The 25163-nt window shown below is 65.6% G+C and carries 24 protein-coding genes and 1 riboswitch; of the genes, 15 read left to right on the top strand and 9 right to left on the bottom strand.

The genetic code is table 11. The features are described from left to right. Nucleotide 1: 1 nt before the first annotated feature. Nucleotides 2–1555 (top strand): malonate--CoA ligase, encoded by a 1554-nt coding sequence (locus QTI24_RS06450; protein WP_286599093.1) that lies wholly within the window; start codon nt 2–4, stop codon nt 1553–1555. Nucleotides 1556–1595: 40 nt separating this feature from the next. Here QTI24_RS06450 and QTI24_RS06445 read toward each other — a convergent pair whose 3' ends face one another. The 5 genes from QTI24_RS06445 to QTI24_RS06425 all read right to left on the bottom strand — a co-directional run bounded on the left by QTI24_RS06445 (nt 1596) and on the right by QTI24_RS06425 (nt 4327). Then, the gene (locus tag QTI24_RS06445; protein WP_286599091.1) at nt 1596–2021 is read right to left on the bottom strand and encodes a universal stress protein; all 426 of its coding nucleotides are present in this window, start codon (nt 2019–2021) and stop codon (nt 1596–1598) included. Between the two features lie 66 nt (nt 2022–2087). Continuing rightward, a complete protein-coding gene (locus QTI24_RS06440) occupies nt 2088–2531 on the bottom strand; it encodes a universal stress protein (protein WP_286599090.1) in 444 nt (147 codons plus the stop codon). Between the two features lie 106 nt (nt 2532–2637). Beyond that, the gene (locus QTI24_RS06435; RefSeq protein WP_286599089.1) at nt 2638–3453 is read right to left on the bottom strand and encodes a sulfite exporter TauE/SafE family protein; all 816 of its coding nucleotides are present in this window, start codon (nt 3451–3453) and stop codon (nt 2638–2640) included. Between the two features lie 326 nt (nt 3454–3779). After that, nucleotides 3780–4103, bottom strand: a complete 324-nt coding sequence (locus QTI24_RS06430) for a cell division protein ZapA (RefSeq protein WP_286599088.1) — start codon at nt 4101–4103, stop codon at nt 3780–3782. Beyond that, nucleotides 4103–4327: a DUF904 domain-containing protein gene (locus QTI24_RS06425; protein WP_286566504.1), complete on the bottom strand. Its 225-nt coding sequence runs from the start codon at nt 4325–4327 to the stop codon at nt 4103–4105. Before QTI24_RS06425 ends, QTI24_RS06430 begins: the two co-directional genes overlap by 1 nt. A 39-nt stretch (nt 4328–4366) precedes the next feature. Beyond that, a riboswitch (cobalamin riboswitch) is annotated at nt 4367–4605 on the top strand. A 160-nt stretch (nt 4606–4765) separates the two neighbouring features. Here QTI24_RS06425 and QTI24_RS06420 point away from each other — a divergent pair. From QTI24_RS06420 to QTI24_RS06385, 8 genes are read left to right on the top strand one after another with little or no spacing between them, the layout of a single operon-like run. After that, entirely contained in the window at nt 4766–6571 is a 1806-nt protein-coding gene (locus QTI24_RS06420) for a TonB-dependent receptor domain-containing protein (RefSeq protein ID WP_286599087.1), read from the top strand. Next, nucleotides 6568–7137 carry a bifunctional adenosylcobinamide kinase/adenosylcobinamide-phosphate guanylyltransferase gene (gene cobU, locus QTI24_RS06415; RefSeq protein WP_286599085.1) on the top strand — a complete coding sequence of 190 codons (570 nt, stop codon included), beginning with the start codon at nt 6568–6570 and terminating at the stop codon, nt 7135–7137. The genes QTI24_RS06420 and cobU overlap by 4 nt, the downstream gene beginning before the upstream one ends. After that, nucleotides 7134–7997 (top strand): ABC transporter substrate-binding protein, encoded by an 864-nt coding sequence (locus QTI24_RS06410; protein ID WP_286599083.1) that lies wholly within the window; start codon nt 7134–7136, stop codon nt 7995–7997. The genes cobU and QTI24_RS06410 overlap by 4 nt, the downstream gene beginning before the upstream one ends. 28 nt (nt 7998–8025) lie before the next feature. Further along, a complete protein-coding gene (locus tag QTI24_RS06405; RefSeq protein WP_286599082.1) occupies nt 8026–9030 on the top strand; it encodes a FecCD family ABC transporter permease in 1005 nt (334 codons plus the stop codon). Beyond that, the gene (locus QTI24_RS06400) at nt 9027–9818 is read left to right on the top strand and encodes an ABC transporter ATP-binding protein (protein ID WP_503011208.1); all 792 of its coding nucleotides are present in this window, start codon (nt 9027–9029) and stop codon (nt 9816–9818) included. The genes QTI24_RS06405 and QTI24_RS06400 overlap by 4 nt, the downstream gene beginning before the upstream one ends. Nucleotides 9819–9838: 20 nt before the next feature. Continuing rightward, nucleotides 9839–10408 (top strand): cob(I)yrinic acid a,c-diamide adenosyltransferase, encoded by a 570-nt coding sequence (gene cobO, locus QTI24_RS06395; protein WP_286599081.1) that lies wholly within the window; start codon nt 9839–9841, stop codon nt 10406–10408. Between the two features lie 54 nt (nt 10409–10462). Further along, nucleotides 10463–11458, top strand: a complete 996-nt coding sequence (gene cbiB, locus QTI24_RS06390) for an adenosylcobinamide-phosphate synthase CbiB (protein ID WP_286599295.1) — start codon at nt 10463–10465, stop codon at nt 11456–11458. Then, nucleotides 11455–12456: an aminotransferase class I/II-fold pyridoxal phosphate-dependent enzyme gene (locus QTI24_RS06385; RefSeq protein ID WP_286599080.1), complete on the top strand. Its 1002-nt coding sequence runs from the start codon at nt 11455–11457 to the stop codon at nt 12454–12456. The genes cbiB and QTI24_RS06385 overlap by 4 nt, the downstream gene beginning before the upstream one ends. 4 nt (nt 12457–12460) lie before the next feature. On the opposite strand, the gene QTI24_RS06380 is transcribed toward QTI24_RS06385, so the two are convergent. From QTI24_RS06380 to QTI24_RS06370, 3 genes are all read right to left on the bottom strand, one after another. Next, the gene (locus tag QTI24_RS06380; protein ID WP_286599076.1) at nt 12461–12697 is read right to left on the bottom strand and encodes a YMGG-like glycine zipper-containing protein; all 237 of its coding nucleotides are present in this window, start codon (nt 12695–12697) and stop codon (nt 12461–12463) included. Between the two features lie 11 nt (nt 12698–12708). Then, nucleotides 12709–13086, bottom strand: coding sequence for a hypothetical protein (locus QTI24_RS06375; protein WP_286599075.1), 378 nt, complete (start codon nt 13084–13086; stop codon nt 12709–12711). 96 nt (nt 13087–13182) lie between these two features. Continuing rightward, nucleotides 13183–14097 carry a LysR family transcriptional regulator gene (locus tag QTI24_RS06370; RefSeq protein WP_286599074.1) on the bottom strand — a complete coding sequence of 305 codons (915 nt, stop codon included), beginning with the start codon at nt 14095–14097 and terminating at the stop codon, nt 13183–13185. 165 nt (nt 14098–14262) lie between these two features. Between QTI24_RS06370 and QTI24_RS06365 the strand changes: the two genes are divergently transcribed. From QTI24_RS06365 to QTI24_RS06340, 6 genes are all read left to right on the top strand, one after another. Beyond that, a complete protein-coding gene (locus QTI24_RS06365; RefSeq protein WP_286599073.1) occupies nt 14263–15123 on the top strand; it encodes an alpha/beta hydrolase in 861 nt (286 codons plus the stop codon). A 251-nt stretch (nt 15124–15374) separates the two neighbouring features. Beyond that, nucleotides 15375–16619 carry an efflux RND transporter periplasmic adaptor subunit gene (locus QTI24_RS06360; protein ID WP_286599072.1) on the top strand — a complete coding sequence of 415 codons (1245 nt, stop codon included), beginning with the start codon at nt 15375–15377 and terminating at the stop codon, nt 16617–16619. A gap of 24 nt (nt 16620–16643) precedes the next feature. Then, nucleotides 16644–19913, top strand: a complete 3270-nt coding sequence (locus QTI24_RS06355) for an efflux RND transporter permease subunit (RefSeq protein WP_286599071.1) — start codon at nt 16644–16646, stop codon at nt 19911–19913. Nucleotides 19914–19954: 41 nt separating this feature from the next. Beyond that, nucleotides 19955–21454, top strand: coding sequence for an efflux transporter outer membrane subunit (locus QTI24_RS06350; protein ID WP_286599070.1), 1500 nt, complete (start codon nt 19955–19957; stop codon nt 21452–21454). Nucleotides 21455–21572: 118 nt separating this feature from the next. Then, complete coding sequence (locus tag QTI24_RS06345; RefSeq protein ID WP_286599069.1) at nt 21573–23087, top strand: amino acid permease; 1515 nt, start codon at nt 21573–21575, stop codon at nt 23085–23087. A 15-nt stretch (nt 23088–23102) separates the two neighbouring features. Beyond that, nucleotides 23103–24782 (top strand): amidohydrolase, encoded by a 1680-nt coding sequence (locus QTI24_RS06340; RefSeq protein WP_286599068.1) that lies wholly within the window; start codon nt 23103–23105, stop codon nt 24780–24782. A 59-nt stretch (nt 24783–24841) separates the two neighbouring features. Here QTI24_RS06340 and QTI24_RS06335 read toward each other — a convergent pair whose 3' ends face one another. Further along, nucleotides 24842–25072, bottom strand: coding sequence for a hypothetical protein (locus QTI24_RS06335; RefSeq protein ID WP_286599067.1), 231 nt, complete (start codon nt 25070–25072; stop codon nt 24842–24844). Between the last annotated feature and the right edge of the window lie 91 nt (nt 25073–25163).

Here is a 25163-nt window from a genome sequence, read left to right as displayed (position 1 = left end):
CATGACCGAATCGACCAACGCCAATCTCTTCGCCGCACTGCGCGCGGCTTTCCCGTCCGACCTCGACCAGATCGCGATCGAGACCGATGACGGACTCCTGTATTCGTGGCGTGACCTGGACCGCGCCAGCGCGATGATTGCCAACCTGCTCGACGCACTGAAGCTTCAGGAGGGCGCGCGCATTGCCGTGCAGGTCGAGAAGTCGGTCGAAGCCCTGTTGCTCTACATCGCCACCCTGCGCGCAGGCTACGTCTTCTTGCCGCTCAACACGGCCTATCGCGAAGCCGAGATCGAATACTTTATCGGCAACGCCGAACCCGAGGTGGTGGTCTGCAGCAGCGCGAATGCCGCGTGGGTGGCGCCTGTTGCCACTGCGGCCGGCACGCGACATGTGTTCACGCTCGACGAAAACCGTAAGGGCACCCTGCTCGAAGTCGCCGCGCAATGCAGCGACCGGCACACCGTCGCGAAGAAGACTGACGACGACCTCGCCGCCATCCTCTACACCAGCGGCACCACGGGCCGCAGCAAGGGCGCCATGCTCACGCATCGCAACCTGCGGTCGAATGCCGAAGTGCTGAAGGACTACTGGGGCTGGCGAACGGCGGAGGAGGGCGGCGACGTCCTGATCCATGCGCTTCCGATCTTTCATGTGCACGGGCTCTTCGTCGCGATCCACGGTGCGCTCATCAGCGGCAGCAAGATGATCTGGCTCAACCGCTTCGAGCCGAAGCGCGTGGTGGCCCGCTTGCCAGAGGCCACGGTTTTCATGGGCGTGCCGACCCTCTACGTCCGCATGCTTGCAGAGCGCGGCCTCACGCGCAAGGCATGCGGCAACATGCGCCTCTTCATTTCCGGCTCGGCGCCGCTCTTGATCGAGACCTTCAACGAATGGCGCGAGCGCACGGGGCACACCATCCTCGAGCGCTACGGCATGAGCGAGACGGTGATGCTCACCTCCAACCCCTACAACCCCGTCTCGGGAGAGCGCCGCGGCGGCACCGTGGGCTTTCCCCTGCCGGGTGTGCAGCTTCGCGTGCGGGACGACGAAGGCGAGGCGTGCCCGACCGACGAGATCGGCCATATCGAAGTGGACGGCTCTAACGTCTTCATGGGCTATTGGCGCATGCCAGAGAAGACGAAGGAGGAGTTCACCCCCGACGGATACTTCAAGACGGGCGATGTGGGCAAGGTCGACGGGCTCGGTTACGTGACGATCGTCGGGCGCAGCAAGGACCTGATCATCAGCGGCGGCTACAACGTCTACCCTGCTGAGATCGAGGGCTACATCAACGAGATGGCCGGCGTCGCCGAAAGCGCCCTGGTGGGCGTGCCGCACGCGGACTTCGGCGAGGTCGGGGTCGCCGTCGTGATCCCCCGGGCGGGTGCGTCGCTCGATGGCGAGGCGATCATCGCGGAGCTCAAGTCGAAGCTCGCGAACTTCAAGATTCCCAAGCGTTGCTTCGTGGTGCAAGAGCTTCCGCGCAACGCGATGGGCAAGGTGCAGAAAGCGTTGCTTCGGGAGCAGCACAAGCGCCTTTTCGAGGGCGGTTAAGGCAGGGGCCGAGGCCCCTTCGCGCGCCTTTTCTCACTGCTTATTGCACCAGTAGCACGGAGATATCGGTTTCCGCCACCACCTTGGTGGCAACCGAGCCCATCAGCGCGCGGCCGAAAATGCCGTGGCCGTGAGTGCCCATCACGATCAACTCGACCTTGGCTGCCTCGGCCGCCTTGAGGATCTCTTCTGCGGCGTGGCCGTGCCGCTGTTCGATGGTGTAGTTGGTGATGTTGTGATTCGCGAGCAGCGCCTTGACCGGATCGATCACCTTGCCGGTTTCCTCGGTGTAGTACTCCGAGATCACGCCCTTGCTGAGATGGCGCGCCACATGGCCGGGCACGCCGATGCACACGTGCACCAGCACCAGTTCATTGCCATCGACGAACATGTTCCGATGCCTGGCCAGAAATTCGATGGCCTTTTGTGTGTGAGAGCTGCCGTCAACGGCGATCAGGATCTTCATGCACTACCTCTCGTTGTTGCGCAATCCGCGGCGAAAAGCGCCGCGTGCCCTCGTTATAAACCGGGATCAGCGCAGCACCAATACCGGCAGTTCGGAGTGTGTGAGCACGTGCTGGGTTTCGCTGCCGAGCAGCAGGCGCTTGATGCCCTTGCGGCCATGCGACGCCATCACGATCATGTCGCTCTTGTGCTTCTTCGCGGCGTTGACGATCGCTTCGGCCACGAGGTCGGAACTGACCGTCACGGTCTTGATCTTCACGCCGCTGGCCTTGGCGCGCTTGGCGACGGCGTCGAGTGTTTCCTGCGCGGCTTCCGCCCATTGCTTCTCGATGCGCGCGATGTCCTCGGGCGCGAAGACGGCGGCGCCGTCGAAGTAGTTCTTGGGATAGCGGGGCACGACCGTCAGCGCGACCAGTTCGGCGCCGTTTTGCGTGGCAAGCTCGATGGCGCTCGCCACGGCCTTCTTCGAAAGCGGGGAGCCGTCGGTGGCAACCAGGATGCGCTGGAACATGGGGTTCTCCTGAGTACGGGTTGCCGAGACTTTAAGCGAGTCACGGCGCAATGTGTTTGCGTCGCGTCAAGCTTTTGCAGCCGCGCCCGATGTCCGCGCCGCTCGCTCAGCCGTGCAGGCCCTTCCAGAGCATGTAGGCGGCGAGCACGTAGAGGATGCTCGCGAAGATCCGCTTGAGCTTGCTCACCGGCAGGCTGTGTGCCGCCTTGGCACCCAGCGGCGCGATGAGAAAGCTGCAGACCGCAATCACGCAAAGGGCGGGCAGCCAGATGAAGCCGAAGGAGCCTTCAGGAAGTCCCTGAACCGTCTGGCCGCTCCACACATAGCCGACCACATTGGCGACCGCGATCGGAAAGCCCAGCGCCGCGCTGGTCGCCACCGCGTTGTGGATCGCGACATTGCACCAGGTCATGAAGGGCACGCTGATGAAGCCGCCGCCTGCACCCACCAGACCGGAGATGAAGCCGATGGCGCCGCCTGCGCCCAGTTGGCCGGCCGTGCCCGGCATCTGGCGCGTGGGCTTCGGCCTCTTGTCGAGGAACATCTGCGTCGCCGAGAAACCGACGAACAGCGCAAAGAAGATCGCGAGTGCGGTGCCCTTGAGCAGGGCGAAGACGCCGAGGCTGCCGATCAGGCTGCCGATCACGATGCCGGGTGCGAGACGCCGCACGATGTCCCACCGCACGGCACCGCGCTTGTGGTGCGCGCGCACGCTCGAGATCGAAGTGAAGATGATCGTCGCCATCGAGGTAGCGATCGCCATCTTCACCGCCAGGTCGGCCGTCACGCCGCGGTTGCCCAGGATGATCGTGAGGAAGGGCACCATCAGCATGCCGCCTCCGATGCCGAGCAGGCCTGCGAGAAAGCCGGTGCCGACGCCGAGCAGGGCGAGTTCGGCGATCAGGATGGGTTCGATCGTCATGAAAGCGGGCGAGTCCAGAAAAAAGCCACGGCCCCGTGGGAGGGGCCGTGGCCGTCATGAATAGGTGTCTGCGAGTGTGGGCCGGACTCGCATCCTGAACCGGGGTTCAGGTGGGCGAGGGCAGCAAGGCTTCGGGTTCATCTGACGCGAGATGATCACACCCGCCGAGCGATATACCAAGCCCTGCTCCGTAGAGCATTGGAACAAGGACATATAGAGCCCGACGCGCACCGCAGACACCATGGATTTTACGCTCACCGCAACCATCTGTGGCGACCGAGATCGGTAACACCGCGGAACCGGCTTTGCCGGCCGCACGTGGCAAGTTACAACAAATGTCCGTCGCCGGCGAGAGCCTGGTCGAGACGCTGTATCAATTGCGACGCACGAGGGTCATCGGGGCCAGCATCGGCATCGGCCGCTGCCGCGGGCGCCGGGGCAGGCGCGGCTTCGCGCTGCACGAGGTCGAACGCCAGGTTGAGCGATGCGAGGACCGCGATCCGATCCCGCGCCTTGACCTTGCCGGCGTCACGGATCTTGCACATCGCGGCATCGACTCTTTCGACCGCTTCGCGCAATTGGGCTTCGCCGCCATCTGGGCAGCCGAGCAGGTAACTCTGGCCCATGATCTGGACTTCGATTTGTTTCATCAGGAAGAGGATGCGTCTTGGGAGGGATCGGCCGGCAGCTGCTCGAGCAAGGCATCGAGCCGAGTGCGCGCCGCGGCGAGCCGGGACTTGAGCGCATCGCGTTCGCGCGTCAACGCGTCCACCTGGTCCTGCAGCAACGCATTGGTGCGCTGTACTTCTTCATGGCGCACAAGCAGGCGTTCGACACGCTCGGCGATCTGTTCAATACGGCTGGATGCAGGCATGGAGGGCGATTGTAGATTCCGGCGGTGGCGGGTTTCCACCTAAAATCCCGCGCGTTGGTGCTCGCGCCGCGGTTCACGCGTCGCAGTTCAACGGGAAGCAGGAGTCGAGACCCCCCAGGGCCGAGCCAGCCTGCGCTGCCCCCGCAACGGTCAAGCAGACGGCGCCCATCGGGTGCCACCCTCGTCAACCAGCCACTGGATGCCCTGAAACAGGCATCTGGGAAGGCGACGAGGGCCGCGCTGCCAGCCCGGATACCGGCCAACGAGGCGGCTGCCGCATGTCTGAAAGCATGCGCGCGGCCATGACGTCCAAGCACCGGCGGGGAAGCCGGTGAAGGACATTGATCTTTTGTCGTTCCCATGAAATTTTGCGTCCCCTCCACCTGCGCCGCCCGGTGCGCTTCGCCGTGGCCGTTCGCGCGCGCTCATGCCGTTTCCTTGTCGGTCGCCCCGATCCTGGCGGCGCTCGTGCTCCCGGCTTTCGCGCAAGGCACGACGCCCGCGCTCCCCGAAACCGTCGTGACCGCGACCCGTACGCCGACGCGCGTCGACGAACTGGTGTCCGACACCGTCGTCATCGAGCGCGCGCAGATCGAGCAGTTGGGCAACCGCACGCTGCCGGATATCCTGGCGCGCTTGGCGGGCGTCCAGGTGTCGGCCACCGGCGGCCGCGGCAAGACGAGCAACGTCTTCATCCGCGGCGCCGAGGCACGCCATACCATCCTGTTGATCGACGGTGTGCGCTACGGATCGGCCACCGCCGGAACGCCGTCGTGGGACAACATCCCCGTCGAGATGATCGATCGCATCGAGGTGGTGAAGGGGCCCGTATCGGCGCTGTACGGCAGCGATGCCGTGGGCGGCGTGGTGCAGATATTCACCCGCAAGGGCAACGCGGGCGACCCGGTATTCAGCCCGCGCGCGTCCGCCACCATCGGCACCGACAGCTACAAGCAGATCACGGGTGGCTTCAGCGGGGCATCGGGGGCCGCGACCTACTCCCTGGACATCCAGCGCACAATCGACAAGAGTTTCTCAGCGACCAACAGCAAGGTGCAGTTCGGCAACTTCAACCCTGACCGAGACCCGTTTTCGCAAAGCGCGGTCAATGCCTCGCTGGGCTACCAGATCAATCCGGACTGGAAGGTCGATGCCGGCCTGCTGTATGCGGACGGCCTGAACCACTATGACGACGGGCCGAACCGGGATACCCGAGGCACCTTGCGAACGCAGACGACCTACGTCGGCGCAAGCGGCAAGGTCATGTCGAACTGGACCACCCAGCTTCGCTATTCCCGCAGCGATGACTACAACCGGGCCATCGTGGCGAACCCGTTCGATTTGCCGGGCCTATTCGAGACCACAGAGAATCAGTACCTCTGGCAGAACGACATCGCCACGCCGGTCGGCACGGTGATAGCGGGGCTCGAGAGCCGCGAGCAGAAGGTGAACAGTGACACGGCGTACACGGTGACCGATCGCACCATCAATTCCGCGTTCGTCGGCCTCAACGGCTATGCCGGCCCGCACACCTGGCAGCTCAATGCGCGGCACGACAGCAACTCGCAGTTCGGCGACAACAACAACTGGTTCGCTGGCTATGGTTACCGGATCACGCCGAACTGGCGAGTCAGCATCTCGCAAGGCACCAGCTTTGTCGCCCCGTCGTTCAATCTGCTTTACTTCCCGAATTTCGGCAACCCGGCGCTGCAGCCGGAAGAGGGCAAGAACACCGACGTCGGCATCACCTGGACCCAGGGCGCGCACACCGTGAAACTGGTGGGCTACGACAACAAGATCGACGGCTTCATCACCAACGAGACGCTGCCGCAGAACGTTCCGCGTGCGCGAATCCAGGGTGCGACGCTGAGCTACGACGGCCAGTTCGGCGATGTCGGTCTGCATGCGAGCTACGACTCGCTCGATCCGCACAACGAGATCACCGGCAAGCTGCTGCCACGGCGTTCGAAGGACCAGGCGACGCTTGGCCTCGACTACACGGCGGGCGACTGGAAGCTTGGCGGATCGGCGCTCTATGTGGGCAGTCGATTCGACGACGCCGCCAACCTGCGCTTCCTCAACAGCTACACCACGGTCGACCTCTATGCGGAATACCGCTTCGCGAGGGAGTGGTCGCTGCAGGGCCGCGTCGCGAACGTAGGCGACGTGGAATACGAAACGGCCTACGGCTACAACCAGCCCGGCCGCGCTTTCTACCTGACCTTGCGGTGGCAACCCAAGTGAGCATCGCCTGCCGAGAGCTGATCCTCGGCGGTCAGAAGAGCGGCAAATCGCGCCGGGGCGAACAGATTGCCGCGGCGTGGCTCTCGCAATCACCTGCGCATCGAGCGGTGCTGATCGCGACGGCTCACGCGCACGATGACGAGATGCGCGCGCGGATCGAGCGGCACCGCAGTGACCGTGCGGCGCGCGTGCCTGCGATGGCTACGGTGGAAGAACCCGTCGCGCTCGCGCAAGCTATCCGCCAGCACGGCAGCGCGCAGACGCTGGTGCTGGTCGATTGCCTGACGCTCTGGCTCACGAACCTGCTCATGCCGGTGAATGGGCCAACGGATGCGACGCCTTCGGTCGATTCGGCAGTTTCCGACTTGCTCGACGCGATCAAGGAATCGGCCGGCCCGCTGGTACTGGTGGGCAATGAGATCGGCCTGGGCGTGATCCCGCTCGGCCGCGAGGTGCGCGCCTTCGTCGATGCACTGGGTCGCCTCAACCAGGAGGTGGCCGGTGCTTGCGATCGTGTCACGATGATGGTGGCGGGGCTGCCCTTGACCCTGAAAGGTCCTGAATGAATTTTCTTGCAAGGCTTGTCCTCGCCGGAGCCTCGGCCACGCTGGCCTTGGCAGCGCAGGCGGTCGTCGTGACCGACGAGCGCGGTGTCGACGTGGACCTGCCCAAACCCCCGCAGCGCATCGTCACCCTGCTGCCTTCGCTGACCGAATCCGTCTGCACGCTGGGCGCCTGCGAGCGGCTGGTCGGCGTTGATCGCTATTCCAACTGGCCCGATTCCGTCCGTGCACTGCCGCAGGTTGGCGGCGGTATCGACCCGAATGTCGAGGCCGTCGTGGCGCTCAAGCCCGACGTGGTTTTGCTCGCCAAGTCGTCGCGGGTCACCGAGCGGCTCGAAGCGCTGGGACTCAAGGTGCTGGTGCTCGAACCGAAGAGCCATGCCGATGTGCGACGCGTGCTCGACGTACTCGGCAAGGTGCTGGGCACCAACGACGCACAACGCGTGTGGAGTGCCATCGACGCCAGCGTGTCGGCGGCGGCGCAGTCGCTGCCCCCCGTTGCGACGAACACGCGCGTGTACTTCGAAGTCAACAGCACTCCGTATGCGGCGGGCGAGGCCTCCTTCATCGGCGAGACGCTTGCACGGCTCGGCGTCCGGAACATCGTGCCGGCCTCGCTCGGCCCGTTTCCGAAGCTCAACCCCGAGTTCGTGGTACGCGCCAATCCCGACTTGATCATGGTCGGTGAGCGCAGCGCGCAGGGGATGGAACAGCGGCCGGGGTGGGCCGGTATCAGGGCGGTGCGCGAAGGTCGCATCTGCCGTTTCACGGCTGCTGAATCGGACGTGCTCGTGCGGCCCGGCCCGCGCATGGGCGAAGCGGCGCGGCTGATGGCGCGATGCCTTCAGGAGAAGTCGACGTGACCGGCGCCGCCGTACGAGGTCAGCGCAGGTGAAGAGCCAGCATCGACGCGCTCTGGTGTTGGGCATCGTGCTGCTGGCGCTGGGCGCCGCGTTGCTGGTACTGGGTGCTGGCATCGGCAGCACGGGCTTCGAGAGCGTGCTCGCCGCGCGGCACGATCCAGTCGCGCTGCAGATCGTCTGGGACATCCGTCTGCCGCGCACCTTGGGTGCATGGCTCGCGGGCGCGCTGCTCGGGCTGGCGGGCGCGGTGGCGCAGGGACTGTTTCGCAACCCGCTGGCCGATCCGTATCTGCTGGGCAGTTCCTCGGGTGCATCGCTTGGCATGGCGATCGCATTGATGATGTTCGGCGTGTCGCCCCTCAGCACGCAGTGGGTCGTGCGGCTCGGGCTGACGGGTGCGGCTTTCATTGGCGCGGTGCTGGCGGTGTTGCTCACACTGGCGCTGGCGCGCGGCGTGCAGCAGACGCTGCGGCTGCTGCTCGCCGGCGTGATCGTCGGCGTGGTGCTCGGTGCCGCGAAGGATCTCATCACCATCGCCTCGGCCGACATTCTTCAGGCCATCCAGGGCTTCATGCTCGGCAGCACCGGTCTGGTCGGATGGGGCGCCTGTGCCGTGATGGGCGGACTAGGTTCGATCTGCCTGTTGCTAGGCTGGGCCTTGGCGCCCGTCCTCGATGGACTGTCGCTCGGCGAAGCGACTGCCAGCAGCCTGGGCCTGCCCCTGGGCGCCATGCGCATCGCGCTGGTCGCGGTGCTGGCGCTGGCCACGGGGGCGGCCGTGGCGCAGACCGGGCTGATCGCCTTCGTCGGGCTCGCGGCGCCGCATCTGGTGCGCTCGGCCGTGAAAACCACACACGCGCGGCTGATCGTCCTGTCGAGCGCGATGGGCGGCCTGTTGCTGATGGCAGCCGACCTGCTCGCGCGTTGGCTGATCGCGCCGCAGGAACTGCCGGTCGGCGTGTTGACCGCTGTGCTCGGCGGGGGCTATCTGCTGTGGCTCATGCATCGGCGTAGCGCGCGGGGGGGCACGTGAGCGCGCCGGCCATCACGCGGGGGCTCGCGCTCGAGGCACGAAGCGTCAGCGCTACGTTGGGCGTCACGGAGGTGCTGCACGGGATCGATCTCGCCCTCGCAGCCGGCCGCTGGACCAGCATCGTCGGCCCCAACGGCGCGGGCAAGTCGACCTTGCTCAAGGTGCTGGCAGGATTGCTGTCGCATGGCGGTGAAGTCCGGCTGCTCGGGCAGCCGCTCGGCGCGCTGTCCGGGCGCGCACGTGCGCAGCGCCTGTCGTGGCTCGGCCAGGGCGGGGCGGGCGAGGGCAGCGCGGACGACCTCATGGTTTACGACGTCGCCATGCTGGGGCGGCTGCCGCACCAGCGCTGGCTGGCCGCCCCGAGCGAAGCCGATCGCGCCGCGGTCGAGCGCGCACTGCGCAGCACGCAAGCCTGGGACTGGCGCGACCGGCCTCTCGGCCAGCTCTCGGGCGGCGAACGTCAGCGCGTACTGCTCGCGCGTGCCCTGGCCGTCGAAGCCGAAGTGCTGCTGATGGACGAACCGCTCGCCAACCTCGATCCACCGCACCAGGCCGACTGGATGCAGACCACGCGTGAACTCGTCGCTGGAGGTCGCACGGTGGTCAGCGTGCTTCACGAACTCAACGCCGCGCTCGCCGCCGACGCCATGGTCGTCATGGCGCACGGCCGAGTATTGCGCCACGGTGCTTGCGACGACCCGGCCACGCACCGCGCGCTCGAAGCGGTGTTCGACCAGCGCGTGGTTCTTCACCGGGTTGCGGACCACTGGATGGCTGTTCCCAGATAGCGAATTGATCGACCTCACTCATGCAAATCGAAAACCCACCCAGCGAAAAACCCTACGAGAAACCTGAAGGCGAGCGTCGCGGCGTCGTGATCGTCAACACGGGCGACGGCAAGGGCAAGAGCACGGCGGCTTTTGGCCTGGCGCTGCGCGCGCACGGCCGAGGCAAGGCTGTGAAGATCTACCAGTTCATGAAGGTGCCGACGGCGCGCTTCGGCGAACACCGGATGTTCGAGCAGATCGGCATCCCCATCGAAGGGCTGGGCGACGGCTTCAGCTGGAAGAGCCAGGACCTGGAGCATTCTGCCCAGTTGGCCCGCGATGGCTGGGAAAAGGCGAAGGCGTCGATTCTGTCTGGCGAGTATTTCCTGGTCGTACTGGACGAGATCACGTATCCGCTGATCTACGGATGGCTGCCGCTCGAAGGCGTGCTGGAAACGCTGCGTGCGCGGCCGAAGGAAGTGCACGTGGTGCTCACCGGCCGCCGCTGCCCGCCCGAGATCATCGAACTGGCAGACACGGTCACCGAGATGCAGATGATCAAGCACGCCTTCAAGGCAGGCGTCCCTGCCCAACGCGGCATCGAAGACTAGACGCCGCCCACCCTCGTGACCAACGCGCTCGGCGCTGCATGGCTCCCTGCCTTTCTGGCGGAAGGCTGGGGTGCGGGCGCGCCAGCCTTGGCGTCGATCGCAGCCCTCTGGCTAGCCCTCGCCATCGACCATTGGCTGGGTGAGCCGCCCGCGCGCTGGCATCCCGTGGTCTGGATCGGTTGCTACCTGGGCTGGGCAGGCCGGCGCATCGCGCCGCCCGCAGTCGCCGATGCAACCCGTGATCTCTCCCGTTTTGCCGCTGGCAGTGTTGCCTGGTGTGCGGGCGCTGTCCTGGTGATGGTCGTGGCCTGGTGTCTGACCGCTGCTTTCGCACGACATCTGCCGGCGTGGGCGGGGGCGCTGCTGACGGGCCTCGCGCTCAAACCACTGCTGTCATGGCGCATGCTTCGAGACGAAGTGGCCGCGGTCGAAGGCGAACTCAGCCATTCGCTCGATACTGGCCGCATGCAACTCGCAAGGCTCGTCAGCCGCGATGTCAGCGCATTGAGCGCCAGCGAGGTTCGCGAAAGCGCAATCGAATCGCTGTCCGAGAACCTCAACGACTCACTGGTCGCTCCGGTCTTCTGGTTCGTGCTCTTCGGACTGCCCGGTGCGGCGGTTTATCGCTTCGCCAACACGGCCGACGCGATGTGGGGCTATCGCGGCGAGCGTGAGGGGCGACGGTGGGAGTGGGCCGGCAAATGGGCCGCTCGGGCCGACGATGTGCTTTCCTGGTTGCCGGCCCGTCTCACGGCGCTACTGCTTCTATGCTGCTCTCTCTTCTCCGGCGTGAGGCCGGGAACGTGTGAGGTCGGGTCGGAAGCGCAAAAGACCCCATCCCCCAACAGCGGTTGGCCGATGGCCGCAATGGCTTTGTTGCTCGGCGTGCGACTCGCGAAGCCCGGCGTCTACGTATTGAATCTGGCGGGACGCCCGCCGGTCGCATCCGACACGCTGCGCGCGGTGGCATTGGGGAATCGAGTGGTCGCACTGTCGGCGCTTTGCGCCACACTGGCTTTGGGTTCCATGGCGACATGGGGATCACGATGAACTCATCCAATATCTTCGAGTCTCTGCACGGCGGCACGGATGCCGAAGGCGTGGCGCCGCACGATTTCTCCACGAATGCCAACGCCTGCGGTCCTTGCCCCGCAACGCGGCTGGCGCTCCAGCGCGTGGATGCCGGCCGCTATCCGGACCCGGCTTACACGACGCTGCGCGAGCGGCTCGCACACTTTCATCAGGTCGAGATCCGGCGAATCGTGATCGCTGCGAGCGCCAGCGAATTCATCGGCCGGATCACCGCGGCCGTCGCGCAGGGCGACAGCCGGCGCGTCTGGGTGCCGCGGCATTGCTATGGCGACTATCTCCGCGCCGCGAGCGCGTGGCGCTTCGAGCCTGAGCCCGAGGCAAGCGCAGCGGATCTGGTCTGGTGCTGCGATCCATCCAGCCCGCTCGGCCAGTCGGGTGGACTCGCGGATATCGTGACGCAATTGCACGCGGAAGCGACATGCGTGCTCGACTTGGCCTACGAGCCGCTGCGACTGCAGGGTTCATTGGCCTTGGGCCGGGACCAGCTCGATCGCATCTGGCAACTCTGGACTCCCAACAAGGCCCTCGGCCTCACGGGCATCCGCGCTGCCTATGCCATTGCGCCCCTGGGCGCCGTGGACATGGCCGCTCGTCTCGAGCGCCTGGCGCCTTCCTGGCCCTTGGGCGCGTATGGCGTCGCACTGCTCGAATCGTGGATCAATGAGGGCACTCAGAAATGGCTCGGCAAGAGCCGGCTCAAGCTCAGCGCGTGGAAGGCGGAGCAGCGCGCGCTGTGCGAATCGCTGGGTTGGGTGTGCGAGCCCGGTGTCGCCAACTATTTTTGTGCGAAGCCGGACCTGCCGTATTCAGGGGCGCGCGTGTCCGAACTGAGGGTGGAAGGTATCAAGCTGCGCGATACCGCCTCCTTTGGTATTCCAGGTCACGTTCGGCTCGGAGTGCTGTCGCCGGCCAGCCAGGCTGCGCTGCAACGGGCATGGATCGCGTCGCGATCCTGAGCGCTCACCAGCCGGATTGCTGTTGCCGTCCACCCTTGATGTTTCCGGCGACACCGCCGGCAAGGGCACCGATCGCAGCGCCGGTCCATGCGTCGCCCCCTGCGATCGCGGCGATGCCTGCACCACCCAGTGCACCCATGCCGGCACCGCTCATCGTTCCCTGCTGCTGCGGCGTCATGTTCGTGCAGGCACCCAAGAGCGTCATGGCCGCAACGGCCGACATCCATACGAGTCGTTTCATCATCAGCTCCGTCACTTCTTCAGGCCGGGAACGGCCATTTCAAACCAGATGATGTCGAGCACCGGGCGCTTGAGCTTGGTGGGGTTCGCCGCATACCAGCGGTCTAGGTTTTCGCGCACCCCGTCCAGCGTCTGGCCCTGCATGCCCTTGGCGAGGCGCGGCATGAAGCTCTGCGCGTCGGTCGGCGGGTTGGCGCCTTGATAGGCGGTCTGGACCTGAACCATGTTGGCGAGGCCGACGAGATACGCCTTCTTGACGGCGTCGCTCGATTGGGTCCACTGCTCACCCGTGACCATCTGGACCTCGGCCGCGCGGACCGGCGCAGCCGCCATCGCCAGCGCCATGCATGTCACGGCCACGGCCGTGCGCAACTGAAGTTTCATGTTCATCGAACTCTCCAAGCGGACTACATGCGCTGCATATTGCGCTTGAGCGCCGACGGATGTCAAACGTGTCGAAGAACCCTGGCCCGGCTCCAGGTGCCCTTAGACCCGCTGCAATTGCGGGTGCTTCGCGAACAGGTCTGCGGCCCAATCGACGAAGGCGCGGACTTTGGCGCTCAGATGGCGGTTGGGCGGATAGACGACGTGCACGGGCAGTGGCGGCCGCTTCCAGTCCGGCAGGATCTCGATGAGCTCGCCGCTGGCGATGTAGGGCTCCGCCATATAAGTAATGACCTGCGAAAGGCCGAAGCCACCCAGCACCGCGGTCATATGCGCGTTGCTGTCGTTGACCGACACTCGGTAAGGTCCTGCGATCTCGAAGTGCTCGTCGCCACGTTGGAACTCATGCGGGTATACACGGCGTGTGCTGCCGGAGAAGAAGCTCACCACCAGATGGCGCTTCTCGATGTCGGTCGGATGCTGCGGTGCGCCGTAGCGTTTGAGGTAGGCCGGTGAGGCCACGGTCATCCAGGGCAGGTTGCCGATGCGGCGCGCCACCAGAGACTGGTCGGCCAGTTCGCCGCCGCGGATCACGCAATCGACGTTGTCGGTGATCAGGTCGACCGTACGGTCGCTCACGCCCACGTCAACCTGGATGTCGGGGTATCGGTCGCAGAAGGTCGACAGGGAAGGGAGGATGACCAGCCTCGCCATCGACGACCCCACATCGATGCGCAGCCGGCCCGTGGGGTTGGCCTGTGCATTGGTCATGCTGGCCTCGATGTCGTCGAAGTCGTTCAGCAGGCGCGCGGTGCGCTCGAAGTACGCCGCGCCGTCAGGCGTGACCGTGACCCGGCGCGTGGTGCGGTTCAGGAGCTTCACGTGCAGGCGCGACTCCAGCGCCTGGATCTGCTTGGTGACCGTGCCCTTGGGCAGGCCGAGCGAATCGGCGGCGCGCGTGAACGTACCTGCTTCGACGACGCGGACAAAAATCCGCATGGCCTGGATCTGATCCATCTATGCTGCTCCTGGGGTGGCCCGGGGGCCGGGGGGAGCGGAATTCTCACACGGCCTTTTGAGGCGATTGTTAGTCGATTGGAAACAGAGTGAGGTCCGTGATCTTGTTGAAGCATATCAACGACGTCTTATATTCAACCCATCGTTCAGCCACCGAGGTCGTCCATGTCCACCCTTCCAACCCTGCCAACTGCTGAAGCCTCCGCGGCTCCCGCGCGGGGGGCCGAAACGGACATCCGCATCGAACTGCCGGAGCGCGAACCCGTGCTGGCGCGCCTGTACGGCGAGCGAGTGCGGGGCACCACGTCACCGCTGGTCCTGCATTTTCATGGCGGCACCTTCGTGTGCGGCGACCTGGACAACGGCCGCAACGTGGCCCGGTTGCTGGCGGGTGCGGGCGCTGTGGTCGTTTCGCTGGACTATCCATTGGCGCCCAAGGCTCCGTTTCCAGAACCTATCGAAGTCGGTTTTGCTGCGCTCGAATGGGTTTACAAGCAGCGCATGAAGCTGGCGGGCAGGGGAGCGCAGCTGTTCCTGGCCGGCGAAGAAGCCGGCGGCAACCTCGCGGCTGCGGTCGCACTGATGGCGCGCGACAGGGCCCATCCGCCACTGGCGGGGCAGATACTGCTGTCGCCGATGCTCGATCCGTGCGCAGGCACGCCTTCGCTGCGACAGGCCAAGGGTGACGCCGTCCAGTGCAAGTGGGCTTCGGGCTGGCAGGAGTACCTCAGCCGGCCGATGAATGCCACGCACCCGTACGCGGTGCCCGGCGGGTCGCTCCGTCTGGCCGAGCTGGCAAGAACACTCGTGCTCGTCGGCAAGGACGACCCGATGCGCGACGAGGCGCTGAACTTCGCCAAGCGGCTGAGCGACGCCGGGATTGCGGTGACCAGCAGCGTGCTGCCCGGCGCATCGAACTGGCCCGAAGCGCTCTATCAGCCGGACGATTCAGGTTGTGCGGCCTGCGAGGCGGTCGTACAGAAGCACTTCCGCGAGTTTTTCAGCGCGGCACCGCCGCCCCACTGAGCGGCGAAGCACGGCGCCCCGTGCACTGAAGGATCCCGTCGCGCGGGATCACCCCGAAGGTGAGGTGAATGCACCTCGATCTGCATGGCGACACAACCGCTGTGCGGGGGATGCCTTTGCCAGCGCGACCGCCCGTCCGCAGTGCCCCCGGCGACGCGCTCCCATCCGATTTTCGTTTTCCCCGCTGTCCTGCGCTATCCGCGCGGGAGGGCGCCTTGCATCCCGAGAGTCACCAAAAGGACCTTTCAATCATGACGAACCCCAAGCTTTCCTCGACGGCCCGCCGCGGCCTCTGGCCCGCAGTGACCGGCGTCACCGCACTGGTGGCGATCGCCTCCGCCGCGCTCGGCTTCCATGGTTTCAATGCGGAGGCCAACGACGCCGCGGCCGTTTCGGCCCCGCGCGCTACGCAGGTCTCGGTGGCCACGGTGGCCGCGACCGAAGTCAATACCTGGGACGAGTTCTCCGGTCGCCTCGAAGCCGTCGAACGGGTCGACGTCCGGTCCCGCGTGGCGGGTGCCGTGCAGGCCGTGCACTTCCGCGAGGGCACCTTGGTGAAGCAGGGTGAATTGCTGATCACCATCGACCCCGCGCCCTACGCGGCTGAAGTGGAACGCGCCGAGGCGCAGGTGGCCTCCGCCCAGGCCAGGGTGTCGTTCACCCGCAGCGAGCAGGAACGCGCACGCCGCCTCTGGGATGAGAAGGCCATTGCACAGCGCGAACTGGACGAGCGCACCAACGCCGGTCGCGAAGCCGAAGCCAACCTGCGCGCGGCGCAGGCCTCGCTGCAGAGCGCACGCCTGAACCTGGGCTACACGCAAGTGCGCGCCCCGGTCGCGGGCCGCATTGGCAAGCTCGAAGTGACGGTCGGCAACCTCGTTGCGGCCGGCCCCGGTGCGCCGGTGCTGACAACGCTGGTGTCCGTGAGCCCGATCTACGCGAGCTTCGATGCCGACGAGCAGATCGTCGTCCGCGCGCTGAAGGATCTGCCCGGCGGCGCGAGCGCGCGCACGCGCATCGAAGGCATCCCCGTGCAGATGGGCACCGCCGGCATCGACGGCACGCCCTATGAAGGCCGTCTGCAGCTCATCGACAACCAGGTCGATGCCAGGAGTGGCACGGTGCGCGTGCGCGCAGCCTTCGACAACAAGGATGGCGCGCTGATCCCCGGCCAGTTCGCCCGCATCCGCATGGGCCAGGCACGCAGCGAACCGGCGCTGCTGGTCAACGAACGCGCAGTGGGCACCGACCAGAACAAGAAGTTCGTGATGGTCGTCGGCGAGGGCAACAAGGCCGAGTACCGCGAGGTGACGCTGGGCGTGCCGGTCAATGGCCTGCGTGTCGTGACCAAGGGCCTGAAGGCCGGAGAGCGCGTGGTCGTCAATGGCCTGCAGCACATCCGCCCGGGCGCGCTCGTGGCGCCGCAGACCGTGACCATGGACGCCAAGGCCGAAGTGCAACCACCGGCCCAACACGTGGCTGACGCGAAGTCCTGATCGCAGGGCTCTCGGAGAATCATCATGAATCTGTCCAAATTCTTTATCGACCGGCCGATCTTTGCCGGCGTGCTCTCGCTGCTGATGCTGATCGCGGGGCTGATCGCGTTGCGCGGGCTGCCGATCTCCGAGTACCCCGAGGTGGTGCCGCCTTCGGTCGTGGTGCGCGCCAACTACCCCGGCGCCAACCCGAAGGTGATCGCTGAAACGGTGGCGACGCCGCTGGAGGAATCGATCAACGGCGTCGAAGGCATGCTCTACATGAGCAGCCAGGCGACGACCGACGGCCTGCTCACGCTGACCGTGACCTTCAAGCTCGGCACCGATCCCGACAAGGCACAGCAACTCGTGCAGAACCGCGTCTCGCAAGCCGAGCCGCGGCTGCCCGAGGAGGTCCGCCGCCTCGGCATCACGACCATCAAGAGCTCTCCCGATCTCACGATGGTGGTGCATTTGCTTTCGCCGAATGGCCGCTACGACATGACCTACTTGCGCAACTACGCGGTGCTCAATGTCAAGGACCGGCTGGCGCGCGTGCAGGGCGTGGGTGACGTGCAGTTGTTCGGCTCGGGCGACTACTCGATGCGTGTCTGGCTCGATCCGCAGAAGGTGGCACAGCGCGGCCTCTCTGCCAGCGACGTGGTGCGCGCCATCCGCGAACAGAACGTGCAGGCCGCAGCCGGCGTGGTGGGCGCTTCGCCCGGCTTGCAGGGCGTGGACATGCAGATCTCGATCAATGCACAAGGCCGCCTGCAGACCGAGGAGGAGTTCGGCGACATCATCGTCAAGACCGGTGGCGACGGCGCCGTGACGCGGCTGCGCGACGTGGCGCGGCTGGAACTCGGCGCGTCGAGCTATGCGCTGCGCTCGCTGCTCGACAACAAGGACGCGGTGGCGGTGCCGATCTTCGCGGCGCCGGGCTCCAACGCGATCCAGATCTCGAACGATGTCCGCGCCACCATGGCCGAACTGAAGAAGAACATGCCCGATGGTGTCGACTACAGCATCGTCTACGACCCGACGCAGTTCGTGCGTGCCTCGATCGAATCCGTCGTGCACACGCTGCTCGAAGCGATCGCGCTCGTCGTGCTGGTCGTGATCCTGTTCCTGCAGACGTGGCGCGCTTCGATCATCCCGCTGCTTGCTGTGCCGATCTCGGTGATCGGCACCTTCGCGGTGATGCATCTCTTCGGCTTCTCGATCAACGCGCTGAGTCTCTTCGGACTGGTTCTCGCGATCGGTATCGTGGTGGACGACGCAATCGTGGTGGTCGAGAACGTCGAGCGCAACATCGAGGCCGGGCTGAGTCCGCGCCAGGCGACCTACCGCGCGATGCGCGAAGTGTCGGGACCCATCATCGCGATCGCGCTGGTGCTGGTGGCGGTGTTCGTGCCGCTGGCTTTCATCAGCGGCCTCACCGGGCAGTTCTACAAGCAGTTCGCATTGACTATTGCGATCTCGACCGTGATCTCGGCCGTCAACTCGCTGACTTTGTCGCCCGCGCTCGCCGCGCTGCTGCTGCGCAGCCACGACGCGCCCAAGGACGCGTTGACGCGCGGCATGGATCGCGTGTTCGGTGGCTTCTTCCGCGGCTTCAACCGCATCTTTCATCGCGGCGCCGAGGGTTACAGCACTGGCGTGAAGGGTGCCATTTCGCGCAAGGCGCTGATGATGGTGATCTACCTCGCGCTGGTGGCCGTGACTTTCGGGCTCTTCAAGGCGGTGCCCGGCGGCTTCGTCCCGGCGCAGGACAAGCAGTACCTGATCGGCTTTGCGCAGCTGCCCGACGGTGCCACGCTCGACCGTACGGAAGAAGTGACGCGTCGCATGAACGATATCGTCATGAAGCAGCCAGGCGTCGAACACGCCATCACCTTCCCGGGCCTGTCGATCAATGGCTTCACCAACAGCTCGAACTCCGGCATCGTTTTCGTCAGCCTGAAGGACTTCGACGAACGCAAGGCGGCAAACCTCAGCGCCGGTGCGATCGCGGGCCAGCTCAATGGGCAGTTCAGCCAGATCCAGGATGCCTTCATCGCGATCTTCCCGCCGCCGCCGGTGCAGGGCCTCGGGACGACGGGCGGCTTCAAGCTGCAACTGGAAGACCGTGGCTCGCTCGGCTACGCGGCGATGGACGGCGCGGTCAAGGCGTTCATGGCAAAGGCCTCGCAGGCGCCGGAACTCGCCGGCATGTTCACGAGCTGGCAGGTCAACGTGCCGCAGCTCTATGCCGACATCGACCGCACCAAGGCCCGCCAGCTCGGCGTGTCGGTGACGGACGTGTTCGACACCATGCAGATCTACCTCGGCAGCCTCTACGCGAACGACTTCAACCGCTTCGGCCGCACCTACAGCGTGCGCGTGCAGGCCGACGCGCCTTACCGCGCCCGCGCCGAGGACGTCGGCTTGCTCAAGGTGCGTTCGGCCAGTGGCGAGATGGTGCCTCTGTCGGCACTGATGAACATCCAACCCAGCTATGGGCCGGAGCGTGCGATGCGCTACAACGGTTTCCTCTCGGCCGACATCAACGGCGGTCCGGCCCCAGGCTTCTCGTCGGGCCAGGCGCAGGACGCGATCGAACGCATCGCTGCCGAGACGCTGCCCAAGGGCATCGGCTTCGAATGGACGGAGCTGACCTACCAGGAAATCCTGGCCGGCAATTCAGCGCTGTGGGTGTTCCCGCTCGCCATCCTGCTAGTGTTCCTGGTGCTCGCCGCACAGTACGAGAGCCTGACCTTGCCGGTCGCGATCATCCTGATCGTGCCGATGGGGCTGCTAGCCGCGATGACGGGCGTGTGGTTGTCCCACGGCGACAACAACGTCTTCACGCAGATCGGGCTGATGGTGCTGGTCGGGCTGTCGGCGAAGAACGCGATCCTGATCGTCGAGTTCGCGCGCGAGCTGGAGTTTGCCGGGCGAACGCCGATCCAGGCGGCCATCGAGGCGAGCCGGCTGCGGCTGCGTCCGATCCTGATGACCTCGATGGCCTTCGTGATGGGTGTGCTGCCGCTGGTGCTTTCCAGCGGCGCGGGCGCCGAGATGCGCAAGGCCATGGGCATCGCGGTGTTCTCCGGAATGATCGGCGTGACGGCCTTCGGTTTGTTCCTCACGCCGGTGTTCTATGTGCTGTTGCGTCGCATGACCGGCAACCGTCCGCTCAAGCTGCACGGTGAAGTGCCGCATGGGGATGCGTTCGTGTCGGCGGATCAACCCGTGGCAGCCGAGCATGTCGGTGCGGCCGGCGGCGGCTCGCTTCGGCCGTCGCCCGCGGCGCCTCTGAAGGCCATCGAGTGAGTCCCTCGGGGCTTCACTCCAGAACGTCAAGAAAGCTCATCATGAAACAGACTTCCTCATCCCAAGGTCCGCGGTGGCGTGCTGCGTTGCTGCCGCTGTTGGCAGCACTGGTGCTCGCCGGATGCGCCAGCACGCCGACGGAGCTGCCGACCTTCACCCCGCCGGCGCAGTTCAAGGAACAGGCCGCGGTCGCTCCTGAAGGCGCATGGACCCGTGCACAGCCCGCAGAGGCGCAGCCGCGCGGCGAATGGTGGCGTGCGTTCAACGATCCGGTGCTGGACAAGCTGATCGCGAGCGCCGATGCCCGCAACACCAGCATCCAGGTCGCGGCGGCGCGCCTGGCCGAGGCTCGTGCACTGGCGCGCAATGCCGATGCGGATCGCGCACCGCAGGTGAACGCGGTCGCAGGTGGCGTGCGCAGTGCCGGCCTCGACCGCAACCTGACGCCCAGGCCGTCTTCGTTGTTCACGGCAGGGCTGGAACTCTCCTACGAGCTGGATCTCTTCGGCAAACTGTCGCGCGCCAGCGATGCGGCACGGCTCGATGCCGATTCCCGCGACGGCCTTCTGCAGAGCACTCGCCTACTGGTCGAAGCCGAGGTGGCGCAGACCTATCTCGCCTTGCGTGCACTCGATGCCGAGCGCGCGCTGGTGAGGGACACGGTCGAGGCCTATCGCGACACCCTGAAGCTCACGCAGAGCCGCCAGCGGGCAGGTGACGTGGCCGAACTCGACGTGGCGCGCGTGGAGACCGAAGTCGCTTCCACCGAATCCGATGGGATGACGCTGGACCGGCGGCGTGCCGAACTCGAGCACGCACTGGCGGTGCTGGCCGGCGATGTGGCGTCGGACTTCGGCGTCGACACGACCGATTGGTCGACCGCCCTGCCCACGATCCCGCCGGGTGTGCCGGCGACGGTGCTCACGCGCCGGCCTGACATCTCCGCCGCGCAGAAGGCGGTGCTCGCGGCGCAGGCACGCGTCGGCGTCGCGCAGGCGGCCTGGTTTCCGGACATTGCATTGACCGCGGGCGGCGGCTATGCGACCTCGGACTTCAGCGACCTCGTGAAGTGGTCGGCGCGGTCATGGGGCATCGGCGCATTGCTCGCGTTGCCGATCTTCGATGGTGGACGCCGTGAAGCGGGTGTGCAGAACGCCTCGGCGCAGCTCGACGGTGCGCTGGCGAACTACCGGTCGCAGGTGCTCGTCGCCTTCAAGGAGGTGGAGGATCAGCTCTCTTCGCTGCGGATCCTCGAACAGCAGTCGGGCGTGCAGGCCAAGGCGGTAGCGTCGGCGACCCGTGCGACCACCTTGTCGGATTCGCGCTACCGCAACGGGTTGGTCAGCCAACTGGACCTTCTCGATGCCCGTAGACAGGAACTGCAGAACCGCCGGCAGGCGCTGCAGGTCAGGTCGGCTCAATACCAGGCGACGGTCGGCTTGATCCGTGCCATTGGTGGAAGCTGGGACGCCGGCCCGGTGGCTGACGGCGTGGCAGGCAAGGCGCAGGTCGCAGCCACCCGTTTGCGCGATTTGGAATAAGAGGTATGCACGCGACCCGTCCGAATCTGGCTTCGGGCGGGCTGGTAGACTCCCGGCGCTTTTGCGCTGATCGTCGGGTTTGATGTCGGTGTCTCGAGCATCAAACAGAAAATTGCGTATGCAAACGACAACAGCGGCTCCCGAGACACTTGCTTCCCTTGACAAAGAATCGGCCGCGCCGACTTTGCGCCGGGCCTTGGGTGCACGACACCTGACGATGATCGCGATCGGCGGATCGATCGGAACCGGCCTGTTCGTCGCATCAGGCGCCAGCGTGTCGCAGGCCGGGCCGGGCGGGGCGCTGATGGCGTACCTGCTGATCGGCGCGATGGTGTTCTTCCTCATGACCAGCCTGGGTGAACTCGCGGCCTACATGCCGGTGTCGGGGTCGTTCGCCACCTACGGTGCGCTCTATGTGGACGAGGGCTTCGGCTTCGCGCTGGGGTGGAACTATTGGTACAACTGGGCCGTCACGATCGCCGTCGAACTGGCCGCCGCGCAACTGGTCATGCAGTACTGGTTTCCGGGCACGTCGGGCGTGATGTGGAGCGCGCTGTTCCTTTCGGTGATGTTCCTGCTCAACGCGATTTCCGTGCGCGGCTTCGGCGAGGCGGAATTCTGGTTTGCACTGATCAAGGTGGTGGCAGTCGTGGCCTTCATCGCGATCGGCACGCTGATGATCTTCGGCATCATGAACGGCGAGCGTTCTCCGGGGCTCTCGAATTTCACGGTGGGCGACGCGCCCTTCGTGGGCGGGTTGCCGGCCATGATCGGCGTCGCGATGATCGCCGGCTTCTCGTTCCAGGGCACCGAACTGATCGGTGTGGCCGCTGGAGAATCCAAGGATCCCGGCCGGACCATTCCGCGCGCCATGCGGCAAGTGTTCTGGCGCATCCTGCTGTTCTATGTTCTGGCCATTCTGGTCATCGGCATTCTGATTCCGTACACCGACCCGAACCTGATCAAGACGGACATCGGCGCGGTCAGCGTGAGTCCCTTCACGCTCGTGTTCCAACGCGCGGGGATGGCCTTTGCCGCGAGCGTGATGAATGCAGTGATTCTTTCAGCCGTGTTGTCGGCTGGCAATTCCGGCATGTATGCGTCGACGCGGATGCTCTTCAATCTCGCCGTCGACGGGCGGGCGCCGCGCTGCTTTGCCCGACTGACCCGCAACGGCGTGCCGCTCTATGCGCTGCTGGCGACCGCATTGGTCGGCGCGCTGTGCTTCCTCACGTCGATGTTCGAAAGCCAGAGCGTCTATCTGTGGCTGCTCAATCTGTCGGGAATGACGGGCTTCATCGCGTGGCTGGGTATTGCCATCAGCCACTACCGGTTCCGCAAAGGCTTCATGGCGCAGGGCCTCGACCTGGCCATGCTGCCGTACCGCTCGCCGTTCTTTCCGTACGGCCCCCTGTTCGCATTCGGTCTGTGCCTGATCGTGACGCTGGGTCAGAACTACGCGGCCTTCATGGGCGGGCGCATCGACTGGATTGCCGTGCTGGCGACCTACATCGGGATTCCGATCTTTCTGGCGATGTGGCTGGGCTACCGGATGGTGCGCAAGACCCGCATCGTGGCCTACGCCGACATGTACTTCCCGCGACCGGCGACGCCCGGTTCGCAGATCCCATAACCAAGGAGAACTCCAATGAAAAAACACCTCTTGCAACCCCTGGCGGCGCTGGCTGCCGCGGCCGCCCTCGCGGCCGGTTCGGCCCAGGCCGCACCGACGTTGGTTGACCACGTGCAGGGCTACACCTTCAGCCAGGACAAGCTGACGTCCTTCACCGGCCTGGTCTTCGACCAGGGCAAGGTGCTCGGCGTCGGCGATGCGGCTGCGCTCGCCAAGCAGTATCCCGACGCCCGCCGCATCGACGGCCAGGGCAAGACCCTGCTGCCGGGCCTGATCGACGCCCACGGCCACGTGTTTCGCATCGGCTTCCGCACGAGCGAAGTCGCGGTCACGGGCACCCAGTCCCTGCAGGAAGCGCAGGCCCGCATCAAGGCCTACGCCGAAGCCAACCCGGTGCGCCAGTGGATCATGGGTCAGGGCTGGAACCAGGTGATCTGGAAACTCGGCCGCTTCCCAACCGCGGCCGAACTCGACGTCGCCATCGCCGACCGCCCCGCGACGCTGCGCCGCGTGGACGGCCACGCGACCTGGGCCAACACCAAGGCGTTGCAACTCGCGGGCATCACGCGCGATACGCCCGATCCCGCGGGCGGCCGCATCGAACGCGACGCCAACGGCAATCCGAGCGGCGTGCTCGTCGACAAGGCACAGGCGCTGCTCGTCAAGGTCATGCCACCGTACTCCGACGATGAGCGTCGCATCGCGCTCAACTCCGCCTTGCGCCACTTCGGCTCGCTGGGCCTCACTGGCGTGGGTGATGCCGGCGTGACGGCCAACGAGGTGAAGATCTACCGCGAGTTCGCCGACCAGAAGAAGCTCACGACTCGCGTCTACGCCATGATTGGCGATGTGGCCGACGACTTCAAGGTGCTGTCCGCCAACGGCCCACTGAAGGGCTACGCGGACGATCGCTTCAACCTGCGTTCGGTCAAGCTCTATGCCGACGGCGCGCTGGGCAGCCGCGGTGCAGCGCTGCTCGAACCCTATTCGGACGATCACAGCAACAAGGGCCTGCTGTTCATGGACGATGCCACGGTCCAGGCCAAGATGAAGACCGCGCTCAAGGCTGGCTACCAGGTCAACGTGCACGCCATCGGCGATGCGGCCAACCGCCAGATCCTGAATGCCTTCGAGGCCGCCTACAAGGACGGCGGCGGCATCGAGCAGCGCAACCGCATCGAGCACGCTCAAGTAGTGGCGCTGTCGGACATCCCACGCTTCAAGTCGCTGGGCCTGATCGCCTCGATGCAGCCCACGCACGCCACGAGCGACATGAACATGGCGGAAGACCGCGTCGGCAAGGAGCGCATCAAGGGCGCCTACGCCTGGCGCACGATCCTGAAGCAAGGCACCGTGATCGCCGGCGGGTCGGACTTTCCGGTGGAGTCGGCCAACCCGTTCTTCGGCTTGCACGCCGCCGTGACGCGCACCGATCACGAAGGCAAGCCCATCGAGGGCTGGCATCCTGAAGAAGCGATGACGCTGCCCCAGGCATTCCGCGCCTTCACGCTCGATGCCGCGTACGCGCAGCACCAGGAGAAGGCCATCGGATCGCTCGAGCCGGGCAAGTGGGCCGACTTCATCGTGGTCGACCAGGATCCGTTCAAGATCGCGCCAGCCAACCTGTGGAAGACGAAGGTGCTCGAAACCTGGCTGGCGGGCGAGAAGGTCTATTCGCAAAAAGCCAGCGACTGAGGCTGAACTGAAAAAAAGCCGCCCGGCGAGCCACTCGCCGGGCGGCTTTTCTTTTGCCGCTAGAAGCCGGTGTCGAGCCGCGTCGAGTTCGAGTCGACCAGCTTGCGCAGCGCATTCGCGCCCATCACTAGCGCGCTGGAATAGCTGGTCTGCGCCACAGAGGCGATGTGAATTCGCTGGTAGTGGATCGTCTCGACGGCGTCGCTGTTGAACGCCTCCAGGAGGACCCAGAAGTATTGATTCGGTCCACGCTCCTCCACCGTGAGCGCGATGTCTCGCAAAGCTGGCATTCGCCGGGGCTCCCTTTTCTGAACAAGTCTTGAAGCTACGGCCGAATCGAATGAATAGTTTCGACCTCATTCAAGACCGCATCCCTAAGCG

Origin of the sequence: Variovorax sp. J22P240 (genome assembly GCF_030316855.1) — a bacterium.
GTDB lineage: Bacteria > Pseudomonadota > Gammaproteobacteria > Burkholderiales > Burkholderiaceae_C > Variovorax.
This window is presented reverse-complemented; position numbering and strand designations above follow the sequence as displayed.

Coding starts and splice junctions, on each gene's coding strand:
- QTI24_RS06365 (WP_286599073.1), top strand. CDS start 14,263: ATGTCCACCCTTCCAACCCTGCCAACTGCTGAAGCCTCCGCGGCTCCC.
- QTI24_RS06380 (WP_286599076.1), bottom strand. CDS start 12,697: ATGAAACGACTCGTATGGATGTCGGCCGTTGCGGCCATGACGCTCTTG.
- QTI24_RS06370 (WP_286599074.1), bottom strand. CDS start 14,097: ATGGATCAGATCCAGGCCATGCGGATTTTTGTCCGCGTCGTCGAAGCA.
- QTI24_RS06355 (WP_286599071.1), top strand. CDS start 16,644: ATGAATCTGTCCAAATTCTTTATCGACCGGCCGATCTTTGCCGGCGTG.
- QTI24_RS06350 (WP_286599070.1), top strand. CDS start 19,955: ATGAAACAGACTTCCTCATCCCAAGGTCCGCGGTGGCGTGCTGCGTTG.
- QTI24_RS06430 (WP_286599088.1), bottom strand. CDS start 4,103: ATGAAACAAATCGAAGTCCAGATCATGGGCCAGAGTTACCTGCTCGGC.
- QTI24_RS06410 (WP_286599083.1), top strand. CDS start 7,134: ATGAATTTTCTTGCAAGGCTTGTCCTCGCCGGAGCCTCGGCCACGCTG.
- QTI24_RS06360 (WP_286599072.1), top strand. CDS start 15,375: ATGACGAACCCCAAGCTTTCCTCGACGGCCCGCCGCGGCCTCTGGCCC.
- QTI24_RS06340 (WP_286599068.1), top strand. CDS start 23,103: ATGAAAAAACACCTCTTGCAACCCCTGGCGGCGCTGGCTGCCGCGGCC.
- cobO (WP_286599081.1), top strand. CDS start 9,839: ATGCAAATCGAAAACCCACCCAGCGAAAAACCCTACGAGAAACCTGAA.
- QTI24_RS06450 (WP_286599093.1), top strand. CDS start 2: ATGACCGAATCGACCAACGCCAATCTCTTCGCCGCACTGCGCGCGGCT.
- QTI24_RS06385 (WP_286599080.1), top strand. CDS start 11,455: ATGAACTCATCCAATATCTTCGAGTCTCTGCACGGCGGCACGGATGCC.
- QTI24_RS06445 (WP_286599091.1), bottom strand. CDS start 2,021: ATGAAGATCCTGATCGCCGTTGACGGCAGCTCTCACACACAAAAGGCC.
- QTI24_RS06440 (WP_286599090.1), bottom strand. CDS start 2,531: ATGTTCCAGCGCATCCTGGTTGCCACCGACGGCTCCCCGCTTTCGAAG.
- QTI24_RS06345 (WP_286599069.1), top strand. CDS start 21,573: ATGCAAACGACAACAGCGGCTCCCGAGACACTTGCTTCCCTTGACAAA.
- QTI24_RS06335 (WP_286599067.1), bottom strand. CDS start 25,072: ATGCCAGCTTTGCGAGACATCGCGCTCACGGTGGAGGAGCGTGGACCG.
- QTI24_RS06435 (WP_286599089.1), bottom strand. CDS start 3,453: ATGACGATCGAACCCATCCTGATCGCCGAACTCGCCCTGCTCGGCGTC.
- QTI24_RS06375 (WP_286599075.1), bottom strand. CDS start 13,086: ATGAACATGAAACTTCAGTTGCGCACGGCCGTGGCCGTGACATGCATG.
- QTI24_RS06425 (WP_286566504.1), bottom strand. CDS start 4,327: ATGCCTGCATCCAGCCGTATTGAACAGATCGCCGAGCGTGTCGAACGC.